Annotated in this window: 13 protein-coding genes; 4 read left to right on the top strand and 9 right to left on the bottom strand. The window is 65.2% G+C overall.

Features of this window, described 5'->3' with window-relative positions; translation table 11 throughout:
- Positions 1 to 436 precede the first annotated feature (436 nt).
- Positions 437 to 1753 (top strand): tetratricopeptide repeat protein, encoded by a 1317-nt coding sequence (locus tag Q9Q40_08240; protein ID MDQ7007208.1) that lies wholly within the window; start codon positions 437 to 439, stop codon positions 1751 to 1753.
- Between the two features lie 161 nt (positions 1754 to 1914).
- Here the strand turns inward: Q9Q40_08240 and Q9Q40_08245 are convergent, their stop codons facing one another.
- The 5 genes from Q9Q40_08245 to ltaE form a co-directional block, all read right to left on the bottom strand.
- Complete coding sequence (locus Q9Q40_08245; GenBank protein ID MDQ7007209.1) at positions 1915 to 3654, bottom strand: TM1812 family CRISPR-associated protein; 1740 nt, start codon at positions 3652 to 3654, stop codon at positions 1915 to 1917.
- Between the two features lie 134 nt (positions 3655 to 3788).
- On the bottom strand, positions 3789 to 4073 hold the full coding sequence (gene cas2 / locus Q9Q40_08250) for a CRISPR-associated endonuclease Cas2 (GenBank protein ID MDQ7007210.1): 285 nt from the start codon (positions 4071 to 4073) through the stop codon (positions 3789 to 3791).
- Positions 4073 to 5161 carry a CRISPR-associated endonuclease Cas1 gene (gene cas1, locus Q9Q40_08255; GenBank protein MDQ7007211.1) on the bottom strand — a complete coding sequence of 363 codons (1089 nt, stop codon included), beginning with the start codon at positions 5159 to 5161 and terminating at the stop codon, positions 4073 to 4075. The genes cas2 and cas1 overlap by 1 nt, the downstream gene beginning before the upstream one ends.
- Positions 5142 to 7109: a CRISPR-associated primase-polymerase type A1 gene (locus Q9Q40_08260; GenBank protein MDQ7007212.1), complete on the bottom strand. Its 1968-nt coding sequence runs from the start codon at positions 7107 to 7109 to the stop codon at positions 5142 to 5144. Before Q9Q40_08260 ends, cas1 begins: the two co-directional genes overlap by 20 nt.
- A gap of 102 nt (positions 7110 to 7211) precedes the next feature.
- A complete protein-coding gene (gene ltaE / locus Q9Q40_08265) occupies positions 7212 to 8243 on the bottom strand; it encodes a low-specificity L-threonine aldolase (protein MDQ7007213.1) in 1032 nt (343 codons plus the stop codon).
- A gap of 244 nt (positions 8244 to 8487) precedes the next feature.
- On the opposite strand from ltaE, the gene Q9Q40_08270 reads away from it, so the two are divergent.
- Positions 8488 to 10833, top strand: coding sequence for a response regulator (locus tag Q9Q40_08270; GenBank protein MDQ7007214.1), 2346 nt, complete (start codon positions 8488 to 8490; stop codon positions 10831 to 10833).
- Between the two features lie 18 nt (positions 10834 to 10851).
- On the opposite strand, the gene Q9Q40_08275 is transcribed toward Q9Q40_08270, so the two are convergent.
- From Q9Q40_08275 to Q9Q40_08290, 4 genes are all read right to left on the bottom strand, one after another.
- Complete coding sequence (locus tag Q9Q40_08275) at positions 10852 to 11649, bottom strand: DUF4097 family beta strand repeat-containing protein (GenBank protein ID MDQ7007215.1); 798 nt, start codon at positions 11647 to 11649, stop codon at positions 10852 to 10854.
- A gap of 30 nt (positions 11650 to 11679) precedes the next feature.
- Positions 11680 to 12225 carry a hypothetical protein gene (locus Q9Q40_08280; protein ID MDQ7007216.1) on the bottom strand — a complete coding sequence of 182 codons (546 nt, stop codon included), beginning with the start codon at positions 12223 to 12225 and terminating at the stop codon, positions 11680 to 11682.
- Entirely contained in the window at positions 12222 to 12773 is a 552-nt protein-coding gene (locus tag Q9Q40_08285; GenBank protein ID MDQ7007217.1) for an RNA polymerase sigma factor, read from the bottom strand. Before Q9Q40_08285 ends, Q9Q40_08280 begins: the two co-directional genes overlap by 4 nt.
- Before the next feature lie 281 nt (positions 12774 to 13054).
- Positions 13055 to 15100 (bottom strand): S9 family peptidase, encoded by a 2046-nt coding sequence (locus Q9Q40_08290; protein ID MDQ7007218.1) that lies wholly within the window; start codon positions 15098 to 15100, stop codon positions 13055 to 13057.
- A gap of 84 nt (positions 15101 to 15184) precedes the next feature.
- Between Q9Q40_08290 and Q9Q40_08295 the strand changes: the two genes are divergently transcribed.
- Together Q9Q40_08295 and Q9Q40_08300 are read left to right on the top strand one after the other, a co-directional pair.
- Positions 15185 to 15790 (top strand): sigma-70 family RNA polymerase sigma factor, encoded by a 606-nt coding sequence (locus tag Q9Q40_08295; GenBank protein MDQ7007219.1) that lies wholly within the window; start codon positions 15185 to 15187, stop codon positions 15788 to 15790.
- The gene (locus tag Q9Q40_08300; GenBank protein MDQ7007220.1) at positions 15787 to 16026 is read left to right on the top strand and encodes a zf-HC2 domain-containing protein; all 240 of its coding nucleotides are present in this window, start codon (positions 15787 to 15789) and stop codon (positions 16024 to 16026) included. Before Q9Q40_08295 ends, Q9Q40_08300 begins: the two co-directional genes overlap by 4 nt.
- The last annotated feature ends 28 nt before the right edge of the window (positions 16027 to 16054 follow it).

A 16054-nucleotide genomic window follows, 5' to 3' on the forward strand; every position in this document is an offset into this window, starting at 1 on the left:
ATCGAGGAACATCCTAGTCATGATGGAGTCGTAATCCCCTTTTAGTCGGGGCATCGCGCGCGTCAAAACATTGGCAACCGTGTAAATCGTTGAAAGCAAAGTCGTAATCCCCTTTTAGTCGGGGCATCGCGCGCGTCTCCATATATCCTAACAGTAAGGCAGCAGGAGACTTCCAAGGCGTGTTTCGACGGTCTCGCGAACATGGCCCCACCCGCGCCGTGAGCCCGATGGCGCTAAGCACATAAGGCTCGCAATTTCTATAACTTAACGGCTTCGACGGTCTCCCGGCGCCTGATCATGGAAGCTCCTATTTTTCAGGCACTTGCCAACATTCGGCTTGTTTTCGCCCAGACTGTCGAAATGCAGCTGCCTCGCACCACTTGACGGAAGGCGCCGGGCACCACAGGTTGAACCTTGCGGGGAGCAGGGAGGCAGCATGGCCCCGGGTGCCCTCTCAAAAGCAGAAGAACTCAGGAAGGCCAAGAAATACGCCGAAGCCGAACCCCTTTTTCGCGAAGCGTGGTCGAAACGAAGGCACCCGGATGTGGCATGGAGGCTGGCCCACTGCCTGCGTCACCTGGGCAAGCCGGACGAAGCCCTGAAAATTTGCGAAGTCATTCTCGAGGAGCATCCGGAAGACGTCATGGCTCGACGGGAAGCCATCTGGGCGGTCTATACCGGCGTGCTCCGGCCGGCTATCGAAAAAGGTAACTTGGCCTCGACCGCAGCGGCCGCGAACCGCATGCTGGCTCTTGGGGCCGACGAACTCGCTCTCAAGCGCGCCGTTTTCTCCGTGGTCAAGGTCGCCAAGGCCAAGCGCGCCTGGCGGGAGATCATCGACTGGACGGACAAGCTTCAGATCGAGGAACTGGACAAAAATCCGAGGCGCTTCGGCGACCAGTCACTGATGCCTGAACTCGAACAATGGTACTTTGCCCGCATCAAGGCGCTGGTCGAATTACGCTTGTGGGCGGGTGCCCGCGAAACAGCAGAATCGGCACTTGCCGCCTATCCCGGACACCGAGACTTCGGTCGATGGGGCGCGATGGCTCTCGCGGCTCTCGGCGAGCCCGGAAAAGCGCTCGAGGAGATTCGCCAGATCACCAGGAGAGAACGTGCGCCATATATTCTCGACACCCTGGCCTCCATTGCCGAGGAAGCAGGCGAAACCCAGGAGGCTTTTCGGGCAACCTGTCACTCCCTTCTCGGCCCCGGCAAACTCCAGACCAAGATTCGCACCATCGAACGATTCGCCCGCCTCGCCCTGACCCGGGATTCCCCCGCTGCCGCGCTGCGAAGCGCCTCGCTCGCCCTGGCCATTCGCGAACAGGAAGGCTGGTCGATCCGCATGGAACTCGAAGATCTCCTCGAGCGTGCGCAGGAGGAGGCACCGGACACCAATCTACCCGACGCGTTTCGCGATCTGCTGGCCGCCTGCAGAAAGGACTGGGCGGCGGGCCGCCAGGAGCCCGACGGCGATGCCCCGGGCACCGTGACATCTCTCCCCGAGGGCAGGCCATTCTGCTTCATTCGTACTGAATCCGGCCAGGACATCTTCACCAGCCTTGATTTGCTTCCCGAAAGTGCTCGACGCCAGGGAGCGCGGGTCCGGGTCTGGTGGGTCGAAGGCTTCGATCGCAAGAAGAAGAAACCCGCCCTGCAAGCCATTCGGGTTGCCCCGGCTGAGCGCAGAACCGCCCCGCCACCCGCCACCCCCCCGGAGCCCGACGACGACTTCCGCCTCGATCTCTAGTCCTCAATGTTCATGACATGGATAGAGGCTTCGCTCCGGGGGCGGAAGCCACGGGTCGGCACATATTACCGGGCGCACTCGTCCCGAGGCACTTCCAGATCCGCCGCACCTGTCGCCCGGCGCTCAACGCCTGGCGCAAAAGGCGTTCTTTCCACCGCCGACTAGCCGGTAACCGTCGAATCTTCCGCGTCGATCCACTCCAACTCTCCCGGGTGCCACGGATCGGTTCGTTGTACTTCCGGGTTCCGCGAGTCCAGTAACAGTAATCGCCGGACACGTGTTCCCAGGGTCTCGGAGAAGCGCGCCAGACTGTTCACCAACACCGTCATCGCCGCCGTCCCGCCGGTCAAAACGGCCACGAGATCGCTCGCCGACCGCAGCTCCGCCTCGATCTCCTGCCGCACACGGCGAAATTCCTTGTGAGCCTGCCAAGGGCTTTCCAACTGCACGCGAGTCGACGGCACGTCCACACCCGCAGCGGCCAGGGCCGAATCCACGAGTGGGAGAGACTGTTCCGACCCCAACACGATCAGGCTGTCATGAGGAACTTTTTTCAGTACGGTATAGAGCACACCGGGACTGGTACCCAGCGGCTGCAGAATGACGGTGCCGCTCGTTCCCGTATGGCCCGAGCCCCACACGCCCTCATCCCTGTGCAGAGCTTCGAGATCCTCGATCCATGCGGTGATCTTGGGAGCCACCCTGTCACCGAGAGCTCTCGCATCAGCGCTATTCCCTGCGTGCGCGATCTGGTTTCGATATTTGGCCACCGACGACCAGACGGCTGCGACTCTGTCCCCCTCGCATCCGTCGGCGTTTCCCGAGTCGCGGAGCCAATCAGCACGCGCATTGAGTTGTCGCTCGATCCTGCGACGTGTGCCGGGGTAGTCCAGCCACCCGGTCCGGTCCGCTTCATCACCGGCGAAAATGGTTCTGTTGATGATCCACTCCCTGATCGCCAACAAGGCCAGACCGGGTCGATTATGTTCGACGTACCAACGGGCGAGGCGGAGCTGCCGCTCCAGCTCCTCGCTGCAGAGACAATGCTTGTCGCCATCCGCGGCTAAAGCACTCACAGCCCTTGCCGTACCATCCACCGCCGACGCCCCGAGGGGGAGCAGATCCACCAGGCCATGGTCTCTGAGTTCGTTCATTTTGTCGCGCACTTCAGCCGCAGTCTCCCCGACGGGCACCACGAGCCCGAGGCTGAGGCAGCTCTGTAAATCCGATAAACGCCCCTTGAGCCGACTCAACGCCTCCCGCACTTTGCGGTCCACACTCGACTGCTCGAATGCATTGCGTACCTTCAAGTCCAGAACCTTGACGAGCGGATCAAGGGAGCCGTAACGCTGAAAGAATCCGGTAGCCTCCTGCCAGGCGACCGAGATCAGAAACGGGCTGAGATCGATGATCGGCACGGCTCGATCGTCGCCATCCGCAAATCTCGCGTAGTACATGCCCATCGACAGGTCTCCCCTTGCTGAACGCTCGGCCCGGGTGAAGAGTACCGCCCAATAGGCAACGAACGCCAAGGGCCGAAACCCGCCGGTAATATCGACGACAACCGAAGAAGCCCGTGTCACCTCATGATGAATATCCCGGTAAAGCCGGGTCAAGGCATCTTCGCTTTCGTCCTCGATAAGGATGTGATCCACCGACGCGCCTTTCAGATCGCTCTGCAGACCCGAGTGATGCTTGTCCCACACAGCGCTGTTGCCCACGGCCAACACGCGCAGGTCCCTGGCCCGGGGCACGAGACGCGCGACAGCGGCCAGAGGAGTTCCGACGTTGACCTGGTCGTGGTTCCAGGTATAGGGCCGGCTCTCGTAAGGCTTGTTGCCCAAGCCGCCGATCACTACGCAAGTTCCTTCTTTCTTGTTTGAGCCGATTTTTTCGGCCATTCGAGTGACCCCCTTTCGCGACGGTGCGATGGAGAGATTCTAGTACAAGTCGGAACGCTTCGGCCCCGACCCCGGATCCGCCCGCGCCGAATCCCCCGAAAACAGCACTGGCACACCAGCAGGGCGGCGATGGGTCAGACAAAAATGTCTTCGTCGGGAGGCTCCACGGGAACGCCCGTCCCCACGATCTCCAGTGCCGGTACGCAGCGTCGGCAGAGAAGATAGATCCGTACCGAATCTTCATCCTGGTCGATCACCTTCTCGATCCGGCTCCGCAGGGTATGATGCCGCCGGGCAGTCAACTCACCCTCGAAGACGCTCTTCTGCACCCGTTGAAGATAGCCCTTGAGCAGCTTAGCCAGGCGGTTGCGGCGATTGTCGTCGACAACGTCGTAGGAGACGATCAGGTGTGGCATCATCACCTCGGGCAATGGGGCCGGTAGTCGTCAACCTGCCCCTGGATCCATCGGGCAAGCGCGTAAGCCTGTTCCACGATGATCCTTGAAAGGGTCAGGCGCATGCCGCGGCCCACGTGGTGTGTCCGCCGCCGCAGGGCACGGTAGTAGGCCCCGATGAGAATCTTGCGGCCCGCATCGGCCAGGTGGACACCCACCACCGGGGCACTTTCCGGGGAGGAACCCCCGGTATCCGAGGACACCCCATCGTTGTCGGCTGCCAGGATCTCCTCCGGTGCCGTTCCCACCTGGAATCTACGAAAATCCCCGGGGTCGACCTGGCGCTGGTTGATCAAGCGCAGCACCAGCGAGTCCACCGCCAGCGGCCGGAACTCCTCCATCAAATCGAAGACCAGCGCCGTGGCACCCTGCCGGGGCGCATGGAGCGCGCCCAGGTAGGGATCCAACCCCGCGCGGTAGACAGCGCCTTCGACACTGGCCTGAAGCAAGGCGTAGCCGAAACTGAGCATAGCGTTGACCGGATCCCGAGGCGGGCGCCGGTTGCGCCCTTCGAAAAGGAATCGTTCGTGGGTCATCAACCCTCCGAAGGCTCCGAAGTAGACCGACGCCGCATCACCCTCGAGACCGCGAATCACGTCGATCTCGGAGGCGGAATCCAACTCGCGTTCACACCATGCGAGCCTGATGATCGCTGCTGCCCGGTCTGGATGCGGCCTTCGGTTTTGTACCCGCATCAACAGCCGGCGCTGATTGGTGACCTTGCCCTTGACAATCTGTCGAGCGAGCCGGATGGCGGTCGAGGGCACCGTCAAGCTCTCGTACTGGCTTATGCGTAGCGGGGCATTCCCGTGTGAGGCACCGATCAGCCGGCCCAGGTAGCGTCCGCCGACGGTCATGAACACCGTGTCGATACCTCTCCGAAGCAAGGCCGCGCGAGCGGCCGGAGTCAGCTCGATGCTGCCCATCATCACGAGTTGCAGAATTTCGCCAAGACGGACGGTCGCCAGCTTGACGGCCCCCTGCTCGACGATCAGCTCTTCACCGCGCAGACGCAGTCGTGCTCCCTGCTGGCTAACAACGAGGGTTCTCATCGGGATCTTCCGCTGCTGGCGACGCCTCCCCACCTCGTGGTTTCCACCGCAGACTGGTCACCCCTTCCTCCTCGGTGAGAACCCACATTCCTTCCCCCAGATCGAGCCTGTCGGCGCCTGTGGCGCGCAGGTATGCGATCAATCGGCTTCTCACCCTCTTGGCCTCTTCCGACAGCTCATGCAGACGATGCTCGATCCAACCGAGTCGCCTGCCGATCCGCTCGGGATCCTGGGCCTCGATCTCCGCCTCGGCCGTGCTCCTGGAAAGAGACTCGGAGCTGACGTGCAGCAGCGGCGTGGGGTAACTGGCTTCGGTTCCCTCGAATTCGCAGTCGCAAGCCACGTCGGGAAAGCGGGGCAGCAAACGTTGGCGCACTCTTTGGCAGGAAACCGGGTTCCCTGAAAGCCGTGTCTTCATGTACGCGCTTTCCGGCACACCCGGGCAACGATCAAGCAGGTAGTTCACCGCTCCGACGCCACGCGGAAGATGGCCCAGGGTGGCACGAAGTGTGGAAATTTCCTTGGCCGTGATCACCTGGTCTTCAATGGTCCCACGCACCAGTTCGGCCAACAGGGGACACCCACCGAGCAGAGCCACGGTAGCGGGATCCTGCTCGAAATCCGCGGCGGTCCACAGGGGCGGCGGCGCAGGGGGGGCGGGGCCTGACGGCGGCATCGGCGGCGGCGGTGACTCCCGCGCAGCAGGCTCGGCAGCGGTCCGTCCGTCGTCCGTGGTCTTCGGAATGACGAATGCGAAACGAGCCTCGAGGGACGCCAGCTGCCGTGGATCCAAAGAACCGACCCGTCTCAACCGCGCGAAGGGGCGATCGAGAGGGTGCCCCTGGTCGTCGAGGAGCAGAGAACGCCTTCCGGTGCGGAGATGAATCCCGAGAGGCAACTTGATCAGGTTCCCCAGCTTGTCGCCCGTTGCGCCCTGTTTCGGGAAGAACTCCAGGGAAAAGTCCGGATCCCGGGGGTCCAACTCGGCCAGGAGCGCTCGTCCCAGTTGGTGGATGCGGTCCGCCGGCTGGGGCGGGTCGAGAAAAACCCAGAAATGGCGCCCCTTGAAGCCAGAACTTTCCACCAGCACATCGAGACCCATATCGCCGAGTTTCCTGGCGATGGACGCTCCGCAGGCGCGCACCTTGTCTCTGAGTTCGACGGCCCTGGCATGGTTGCCCTCGGCGGAGGCCAAAGCCGACTTGACCAGGTCGAGATCCAGGGCGAAGAACCCCACGCTGCCATCCAGGCGAACGACGTAGGATCCCACGGTCACGTGGCCGACCAGATGATCCCGTACGACCTTGGGCGTCAGCGCCCGGCGCACCGGACTGTAACCCACCCTGTCATCCGCGTCCTTCCACATGCGGGCGTAGACGTCCTCGCGCCCACGAAACAGGTGAAGAAAACGGAGCACATCGCCATCGGTGGGCAGGGACTCGCTCTCGGCTGCTTCGTCCTCGTCGGCGCCGGTGGACGGCCCCCCACCAGCCTCCTCGAGAAGATCTCTCAACCGGCTGACGAGCGGGTCGTCGACTCCCCGCTCTCGCGCCAGGCGATCGAGCACCTGTCCGGCCTGGGCACGGTGCCCGGTTTCAACGAGCAAAGACAGAAGATCACTGAAAGTCTCGGCAGCGACACCGGGTAGCTCCACGCGTCTTTCGAGCATGGTGATCGCACCGGCGAGATCACCCGCCGCCTGGCAGGCCGCCGCCAGGTGCTCGAGGGCTTCGATATCTTCCGGCCTGGCTTCTAGCCTGTGCTGCCATAAGGTCGTGGCCTCCACGACCATGCCGAGCCGTTCGGCCAGTCGCGCCAGGCGACAAAGATCGTCTGCCGATAGCGACTCGATGGAATCCAGCACTCGCCGGACGAGTTTCCGACAGAGTTCGTCCTGCCCTGCTTCCGCCAGTCTCTCGACCTCGGCCAGATCGGGGATTTCGACCATAGCCGGCCTCCGGGCATACCCCCACCCGGAAAATCTTCATCCTCCTCTGTGGACTTTCAAGCGCCGGAAAGCCAGCAGCGGGCGACAAAAAGGCGAAGGCCTTCAGCCCAACGCCGCACTGATCACCTCCAGCGCCCGGTCGATGTGGGCGTCGTCCACATCGAGGTGGGTGACCAGGCGCAGGCGCCGGGGGGTCAGGGCGTGGAAGAGCACCCCCCTCTCGGCGCAAAGGCGGGCGAGGTCGGTGGCATTCGCCTCGTGCAGATCGACCATCACGATATTGGTCTCCACGGCCGACACGTCGACGCTCACGCCGGGCCATTCCGCGAGTGTTTCCGCCAGGCGCCGGGCGCGGCGGTGGTCTTCGGCCAGGCGTTCGACGTGGTGCTCGAGGGCGTAGATCCCCGCCGCGGCCAGGATGCCCACCTGGCGCATCCCGCCGCCGAGCATCTTGCGGAAGCGATGGGCACGGGTGCGAAACTCGCGGGTTCCCACCAGGACAGAGCCCACCGGAGCGCCAAGCCCCTTGGACAGGCAGAAGGACAGCGAATCCACGTCCCGCGCCACCTCCCGCAGGGTCTCGCCGCTGGCCACCACGGCGTTGAACACCCGCGCTCCGTCCATGTGCAGCGGCAGCCCCGCTTCGCGGGCCACGGCGGCGATGGCCTTGATCTCGGCGGTCGGGAAAATCGTCCCGCCCCCCATGTTGTGGGTGTTTTCGATCCACAGCAGCGACGTGCCGGGGGTGTGGAAAGTGGGCTGCTTGATCCTCTCCCGCGCCTGCTCGGCGGTGAAGCGACCGTCACCCGGAATCACGCTGTATTGCACGCCGGCGATGGCCGCCCCGGCCCCGACTTCGTAGAGCACGGCGTGGCTCGCCTCGCCCAGCACCACCTCGCTCCCCCGGTCCGCATGCACCATCTGGGCGATGAGGTTGGCCATCGACCCGGAGGGCACGAAAAGGCCGGCCTGCTTACCCGCCAGTCCGGCCGCCAGGTGCTCGAGCTCGATGACGGTGGGGTCCTCGTCGTAAACATCATCGCCCACCTTCGCCTGGGCCATGACCCGGCGCATGTCCGGAGTGGGAAGGGTCACGGTATCCGAACGAAGATCCACCGCCGAAGCGGGTCTCATGGAATCCGACACCTTGTCTGCGCCTCCTCGCGGGGATTCTACTCCGTCCGGAGTCGTCCCTGCCCCGCAATTTCGTTATACATTCGCCCCCGACACCTGCCCGCTCCCGGGCGCATCCATGATTGCCTTTCCCGCAGGCAGGATCCAACTTTTCCCTTCGGAACCGGGACGTGTCTCAAGAATCACTTACCGGCGAAAAGCACAGCCTCAGCGGCGCAGGAAAGGGGCGAATGGGGAGCGCACGATGTCCCGGCCGATAGAGATCCCGATTCGAACACGGGTGATCGCGGCCATTCTGCTGGTCTGCGGCTGCGCCCTGCTGGCCGCCGCGGTGGCCCTGTTCATTGTCGATACCTGGTCGGCCCGCTCGCACCTGGTCGACGACCTGGAACTGATCGCCCGGGCGGCCCGAGCCCACTGCATCCACGCAGTGATGGAGCGCGATCCTCAGCAGCTGGAGCGAAGCCTCGATTTCCTGCGCAGGAATCCCCGCTTCGTGGAGATCGCGATCTTCCTCCCCGATGGCAGCCTCTTCTACCACTGGAAGTCCCACGCTGAAACCCTCGAGGAAGACCTCGCGAAGCAGGCAGCGGATCTCACCGGAGACTCCTACGAGTGGCTTCAGCCCCTGACCGCCGGTGGCCAGGCTTTCGGCTCACTTCTCCTGCGGGCCCAGCCGGTCCCCATCATCCAGCGGCTGTGGACCTATGGCCGGACGGGCGTCCTGGTGATGCTGCTGGCTGTGGGGCTGGCCCTTCCCCTGGCGTCGACGATCTCCCAGCGGATCGTCTCTCCCCTCGAAAGGCTCGCCGCCATCGCCGAGCGGGTGGAACGCGAGGGCGACTGCTCCCTGAGAATCGGATCCTATCCCCCCGACGAAATCGGGGCGTTGGGGCGGGCCTTCGACAAGATGCTCGAACGCATCGAAGAGCGCGAGAGCGAACTGAACCGCTCCCGGGACGAACTCGAGCGCCGAGTCGAGGAGCGCACGGCGGACCTCCGGCAGGCCAAGGAAGCCGCGGAGTCCGCCAACCGCGCCAAGAGTGAATTCCTGGCCAACGTGAGCCATGAGATTCGCACACCGATGAACGGCATCATCGGCATGACCGACCTCGCCCTCGAGACCGAACTCTCGTCGGAACAGAGAGAGTACCTGCGCATGGTCAAGGACTCGGCGGGCTCCCTCCTCAAGGTGATCAACGACGTGCTCGACTTCTCCAAGATCGAAGCGGGCAAGCTGCACCTGGATCCGATTCGCTTCCAGCTGGCGCCGTGGATCGAGGAAACCGTCCGGCTCATGGGAATCGCAGCCAGGGAAAAGAACATCGACATGGCCTGCCACGTCAGCAGCGCAGTGCCGGACTTCGTCGTCGCCGACGCCTTTCGCATCCGGCAGATCCTGGTCAACCTGCTGGGCAATGCCTTGAAGTTCACTCCCGGTGGATATGTCACCGTCCGCGCCGATGTCGTCGAGCAAGGTGACCGGTGGATCGACCTGGCGCTGGCGGTTCGTGACAGCGGTATCGGCATCCCGGCGGACAAGCAGGCCCAGATCTTCAAGGAATTCGCCCAGGCCGACGGTTCGACGAACCGACACTATGGCGGTACGGGCCTCGGACTGGCGATCTGCCGCCAACTGGCCGCCATGATGAACGGCCGCATCGAAGTCCAGAGCCAACCCCAACAGGGAAGCACCTTCACCGCCGTGCTGCGCATGCAGCGTGCCGCCGACGAGGACGCCGGACCGGCTGCCCGCCTCCGGCTCCCGCACCCGCCCCAGGTAGTGCTGCTCGGTCGCCATCCCGAGGTCCAGGAATTGATCGCCGATAGCACCAGGGACCTGGGAGCCTCGCCCCTGCGGCCCGCGGAAGACTGGAAGGTTCTCGAAACGCTGCTGGGCGAGCCCGCCCCGGGGCCGGCCGACAACGTCCTGATCATCGACCGGGAGATCACCGGCATGGACCCCTTGGGGCTGGTCCGCACACTGCGGGCATCATCCCGCGGGCGCAACGTCAGGGTCTTCCTCCGCGCCTTTGTCGGGGCGGAGAAGCCGGCGGCGTGGGACGGGCTGATCGACGGCGTCCTGGCCATACCCACCACCTCGCACGAGCTGCATCTCGCCCTGGAAGGTCCGATCGAGGCCGGGGCGGAGGCCGAAGCGGCACGCGCCCGCCCCGCGGATCGCAAAGCCGAGCGCAAGCGGATCCTGGTCGTCGAGGACAATGCCGTCAACCGCGTCCTGGCCGCAAAACTCCTTGAAGGCGCAGGTTACGAAGTCCTCCTGGCCGAAAACGGGTACCAGGCCCTCGAGCTTCTCGAAGAGGAGAGCGTGGACCTGGTCCTGATGGACGTGCAGATGCCCGGAATGGACGGCCTGGAGGCCACCCGGGAGATCCGCCGGAGAGAAGCCGCCCGCGGCGGCCACCTGCCGATCATCGCCCTGACCGCCCTGGCCATGAAAGGCGACCGGGAAAAGCACCTGGCGGCGGGCATGGACGACTACGTCACCAAGCCCATCGACAGGGAGCAACTCGAGGCGGCCATCCAACGCGCGCTCGCCCCGCAAGCATCACCGGTAGACACCTGCTGAGCGCCTCGATCGGGCCCGTCACTCCCGCCTCGCCAGATGAATCCGGCCGCTGAAGACCTCCACCGAAACCCTGGCGCTTCCCTCTCCCATCGTGAACTCCAGCTCCTTGGCCGGAAGTACGCCGGCGGCCCCGGCCCCCTGGGGCCCGAAGTCGTTGCGGATGCTACCGCTGAAGGTCTCCAGGTCGAAACGTGCGGAAACCGACACCGGCAAGGCCAGGCGCACATTGCCGCTGACCGCCTCGATGTCGATCCTCGCCGCCGGCGCGGGCGGGGCGGTCACCACCACCTCTCCGGAAACCACCTCGACGTCCAACCGGGAAAGGAGCGCTTCCCCTTCGATGATGACATCTCCACTGACGGCGGAGATCTCCATCGAAGACGGTGGGGAGGTGACGCGGATGTTTCCACTGACGGTCTCCGCTTCCAGGTCACCGGTGGTGCCTGCGACAGCCACGTCCGCGGAAACCGTCTCGATCTCCAGGGAAGCCGCCCGCGGCACGTAGAGTTCCAGGTCGGCTGCAACCTGTCGCGACCCACGCCCCCGGGGCAGGTCCAGGGAGATTCCCACTTCTCCCCCTCCCTCGTCGATCTCCAGGCCGCGCACATCGTCGCCCAGGGTTCCGACAACACGGATCGCGTTGCGGTCCCAGACCTTGACATCCAGCGATCCCGAGACGAGTTCGACACTGACGTAGACGCTCGGGCCCGCGGGAACGGTTCTGTCCACACGAGTCGATGCCAGCGCCCACGGCGACGGGAGCAGGACAAGCACCATGGAAAGGTAGAGGGGAACGCGAAGAGTATGGCTGATCACGGTCGTCTCCTTGGTCGTGGCGGCAGCCGCTCAGGTACCTGCGGGAAGGCTGTTGGCGCGCTCGAGCAGCCGGATCTTGCTGAAATAGAGGCCCGCGAAAAAACGCTCGGCGCGACCGTCTCCCGGATCGGCGGCCAACGCCCGGCGGAGTTCGGCGATCGCACCGTCGATGACGACCAACTGCTCTTCGACGACGCGGATGGTCTCCGCGGACAGCTCGTCGCGACGGGCATCCAGGCGGCGCCGGAGAGGCTCGATGGCCTGCTCGAAGTGCCGCCGGGTCCAGGCCGCGGAATCCACCGGCGCGACGGTGGTGACCGGGCGCGGGCGGGATGGGGTTCGGCACGCGCGGACGGGCAGACCGGGACCGCGCAGCCCGTAGAGCGCCGCGGCGACGAGTACCAACGCTGCGGCGACCAGGGCGCCGATCTTCCCGGCGCGCTGAAACGCCCTTCCCGCGCCCTGGGCCGGGAGCCGACGATCCGAGCGCAACCGGGTTTCGATAGCGGGCCAGAGATCGGTCGCCGGAAGCATGTCTCGAGGCAACTTTGCGATCCGCCGATCCAGGTCGCTCATCGGGCGATCTCCTCTTGGAGTCGGGCGCGGGCGCGGTGCAGGCGCGCCTTCGACGTGCCGACCCGGATGCCGAGGCAACGGGCGATTTCCTCGTGTTTCAAGCCTTCCACGTCATGCAGCACGAAGACGTGACGCTGGGGCGCCGGCAGCCGGGCGATGGCCCGCTCGAGATCCAGCTTCTGACCCGGATGGCAGCCGTCGGCAGGCCGGGGGGCGGCCGCCTGTTCCCGCTTCCAACGTCTCTGATCGCTGCGCCGAGCACCGAGGACCACGTTGATCGCCACCCGGCGCAGCCAGGCCGCGAACTCCGTACCCGGCCGGTAGAGCGCGAGCTTCTGCCAGGCCCTGACAAAGGTCTCCTGGACCAGGTCCTCCGCCTGGCCCCGACAACCTCCGTTCAGTCGCAGGCAAACCGCCATCACCCGCCCCACCTGAGCCCGGTAGATCGCCTCGAAGGCCTCCACGCTTCCGGCTCTCGCCCGGCACGCCAGGCGGTCGAGATCCACCTTCGCGGGCTCGGCCCGGTCCGATTGCGTCAAGGCTTTCACACGCCGGCTCCCGGCGGCCCCATCGCCGCCCTCACCCTCACTCAACACCGCCGCCCGGCCATCGGTTGCGCCGGTGGTTCCGAATGCCCGCGACAATCCACCTGTTGATGCCCGCCAGTAAGGGGCCGCAGAGAGCGTCGCCTCCCTTGAGTTCTTGCCGGCACGGGGATCGCGCAAACGACACCGCCGGAGGCGGGAAGGGGGCCCCGTGATGCCGCACAAGGCGCGGCGGCCCGTCATCGACAGGCTCGCGGCCGCTCGGCCGGACCGGGGCGAGTCGCCTACCGGGTCCAGCGGTCGAGCCAATCGATCACCGTCTCGTGCCACTGGATACTGTTGTGGGGTTTGAGCACCCAGTGATTTTCGTCGGGGAAGTAGAGCAACTTGCTGGGGATGCCCCTGCGCTGGAGGGCGGTGAAGGTGGAGATCCCCTGGGTGTCCACCACCCGGTAGTCGAGAGCGCCGTGAATGACCAGCATCGGCGTCTTCCAGTTCTTGACGAAATTCACCGGGTTGTGCTTGGCGTAGCCCCCGGGGTTGTCCCAGGGGGTGCCGCCGTGCTCCCACTCGGGGAACCACAACTCCTCGGTGTCGTAGTAGGCCATCCGCTCGTCCAGGTTGCCGTCGTGGTTGACAAGGCAGGTGAAGCGGTCGGGCCAGTTGCCGGCGATCCAGTTGATCATGTAGCCGCCGTAGGAAGCTCCGAGAGCCGCCACGCGATCGCCGTCGAGGAAGGGATAGCGCGCCAGGGCCGCAGCGAGCCCCTTCTGCAAATCTTCGAGGGGCTTGCCGCCCCAGTCTCCGGTGATCGAATCGGTGAAGGCCTGGCCATAGCCGGTGGAACCGTGAAAATCGACCATCACCGCCGCATAGCCCGCACCGCTGTAAGCTTGGGGGTTCCAACGGTAGTGGAAATGGTTACCGAATGATCCCTGGGGTCCACCATGAATCAGAAAGGCCACCGGATATTTCTTCGTGGCATCGAAGTCCACCGGCTTGACCAGGTAGGCATGCACGGTCTCGCCGTTCCAGCCCTCGAAGGTGAACTGCTCGTAGGCCCCCATGCGGGCGGAGGCCACCTTGGCGTCGTTGATGCCGGTGATCTTCTGCAGGCCGCCGCCGTCGGGCCGCAGGGTGTGGAGTTCGACGGGAGAAGCCAGGGTGTCGAGGCCGAAGAGCAGCCGGTCTCCGGCCCAAGCCAATCCCGAAACGGTGCCTTCGTGATGCAGCTCGCTGACCTTTCCGTCGGCCACATCGATGGAGAAGATCGATCGCTGGCCCAAGTGGGTCGCCACCGCGTAGATCGTCTTGCCCCCGGGCCCAAAGAGGATCGACCCCGGTGAGCGATCCCAGCCCTCGGTCAGGGTGCGGGTCTTGCCCTCGGGCCAGGTGCGCAGCTTGACCCGGAAGCGATCGGCTTCGAAGCCCGGCCGCGCCATGGCCAGCCAGGCGAGAGTCCGGCCGTCGGGGGAGAACACCGGCTGGGTATCCCAGGCCTCGTTGTCATCGGTCAGGCAGACCGGGGCCTGCGAGCCGTCGAGTGGCGCGAGGTAGAGGTCGAAGTCCACCGACCAGGCCTCCTCCCGGCCCACGTCCCGGGCGGTGAAGACCACCCCCTTGCCGTCGGGAGTGAAGGCGATCTCTTCGGTGCCACCCCAGGGCTTGGTGGGCACGTCGGCGTCCAGGCCGCGGGAGACGTCCACCGGCTCACCCCCGGCGACGGGCAGGACGAAGAGATGGGAGCGACGGCCGTCCTTCCATGTGTCCCAGTGGCGGATGAACAGGCGCTCGTAGACTCTCCCGCTGGCCTTCCGCTTTTCACGCTCGGCCAGGCGGTCGGCGGTGCACTGCATATCCTTGCAGTCGATGAAGACATCCGCACTGAAGGCCAGGAACCTTCCGTCGGGAGAGATCAGCAGGTTGCCCAGGTCCAGGGGCAAGTCGGTGACCTGCTGGGCCTCGCCGCCGCCGGCCGCGATCTTCCACACCTGGGAGCTGCCACTGCGGGTGGAGAGGAAGTAGATCGTTTCACCATCCGGCGCCCAGCGCCCCCCCCAATCGCCGCCGGGATGGGTCGTCAGGCGCTTGAGCCCCTGGCCGTCGATGCCCACCAGGTAAAGGTCGGTGCGGCCGCGGTTGGCCTCGAGATCCGTGCTGCGCAAGGTGAAGACCACCCGGCTGCCGTCCGGCGAAGGCCGGGGGTCGGAAATCCGCTCCATGGCCAGCATGTCGTGCACGGAGAACGGGTGGGACGCTTCCGGCGCGGCAGCCAGGGCAAGCGAAGAAGCGGCAAAGAGCATCGGCAACACGAACGGCAGACGGGGCATGATCGAACTCCTTCTTCGAGACTGCAGAGAATAGCAGGCAGTCCCCACCCTCCGCCCTCCATGCCCGCGTGCTATGGTGCCGGCATGGCTTCCGGCGAAAACCCCGCCGCTCGACGGCGGCTGCTCGACCGCCTGCGCGCGGGCGAGGAAGCGGCGTTCGAAGAACTGGTCCGCGACGAAGGCGGCCGCCTGCTGTCGGTGATCCGACGTTACCTGCGGGACGAGGAAGAGGCCCGCGACGCCCTGCAGGAAACCTTCCTTTCGGCCTTCCGGGCGCTCGACCGCTTCGAGGGCGGCGCGCAGCTTTCCACCTGGCTGCACCGTATCGCCGTCAATGCCGCCCTGATGCGGTTGCGCAGCCGGGGACGGCGACCGGAAGGCTCGATCGAGGAGCTGCTGCCCCACTTCCGGGAGGATGGTCACCACGCCCGGCCCGTCGGGCCCTGGCGACCGGAAGCTCTCGAGGCTCTCGAAAGGGAGGAGACCCGCCGTTTCGTCCGCCGCTCCATCGACGCCCTCCCGGAAAACTACCGAAACGTGCTGCTGCTGCGCGACATCGAAGGTTTTGACACTTCCGAGACAGCCGTGATGCTGGGGGTGACGCCCAATGCCGTGAAGATCCGCCTGCATCGGGCACGGCAGGCCCTGCGCACCCTGCTGGCCCGCGAGATGGGTGGGGAGGCGCCATGACCTGCAGGGAGTTCGCCGAGTTCATCGCCGATTACCTGGCCGGATCCCTCCCCGACGCCCAGGTCGCCGTCTTCGAACGGCACATGGCTCTCTGTTCGGACTGCGTGAACTACCTGGACACCTACCGCCGGACGGTGGAAATCGGGCAGCGGCTCTTCGCCCGCGCCGAGCAGGAAGTCCCCGAGACGATCCCCGACGATCTGGTCGCCGCCATCATCGCCGCCCGTCGCCGCTGACCGGCCACCGAGGGTATGCTGCACGGCA

The organism is Acidobacteriota bacterium, assembly GCA_030949985.1.
In the GTDB taxonomy this organism is placed as follows: Bacteria; Acidobacteriota; Polarisedimenticolia; order J045; family J045; genus JALTMS01.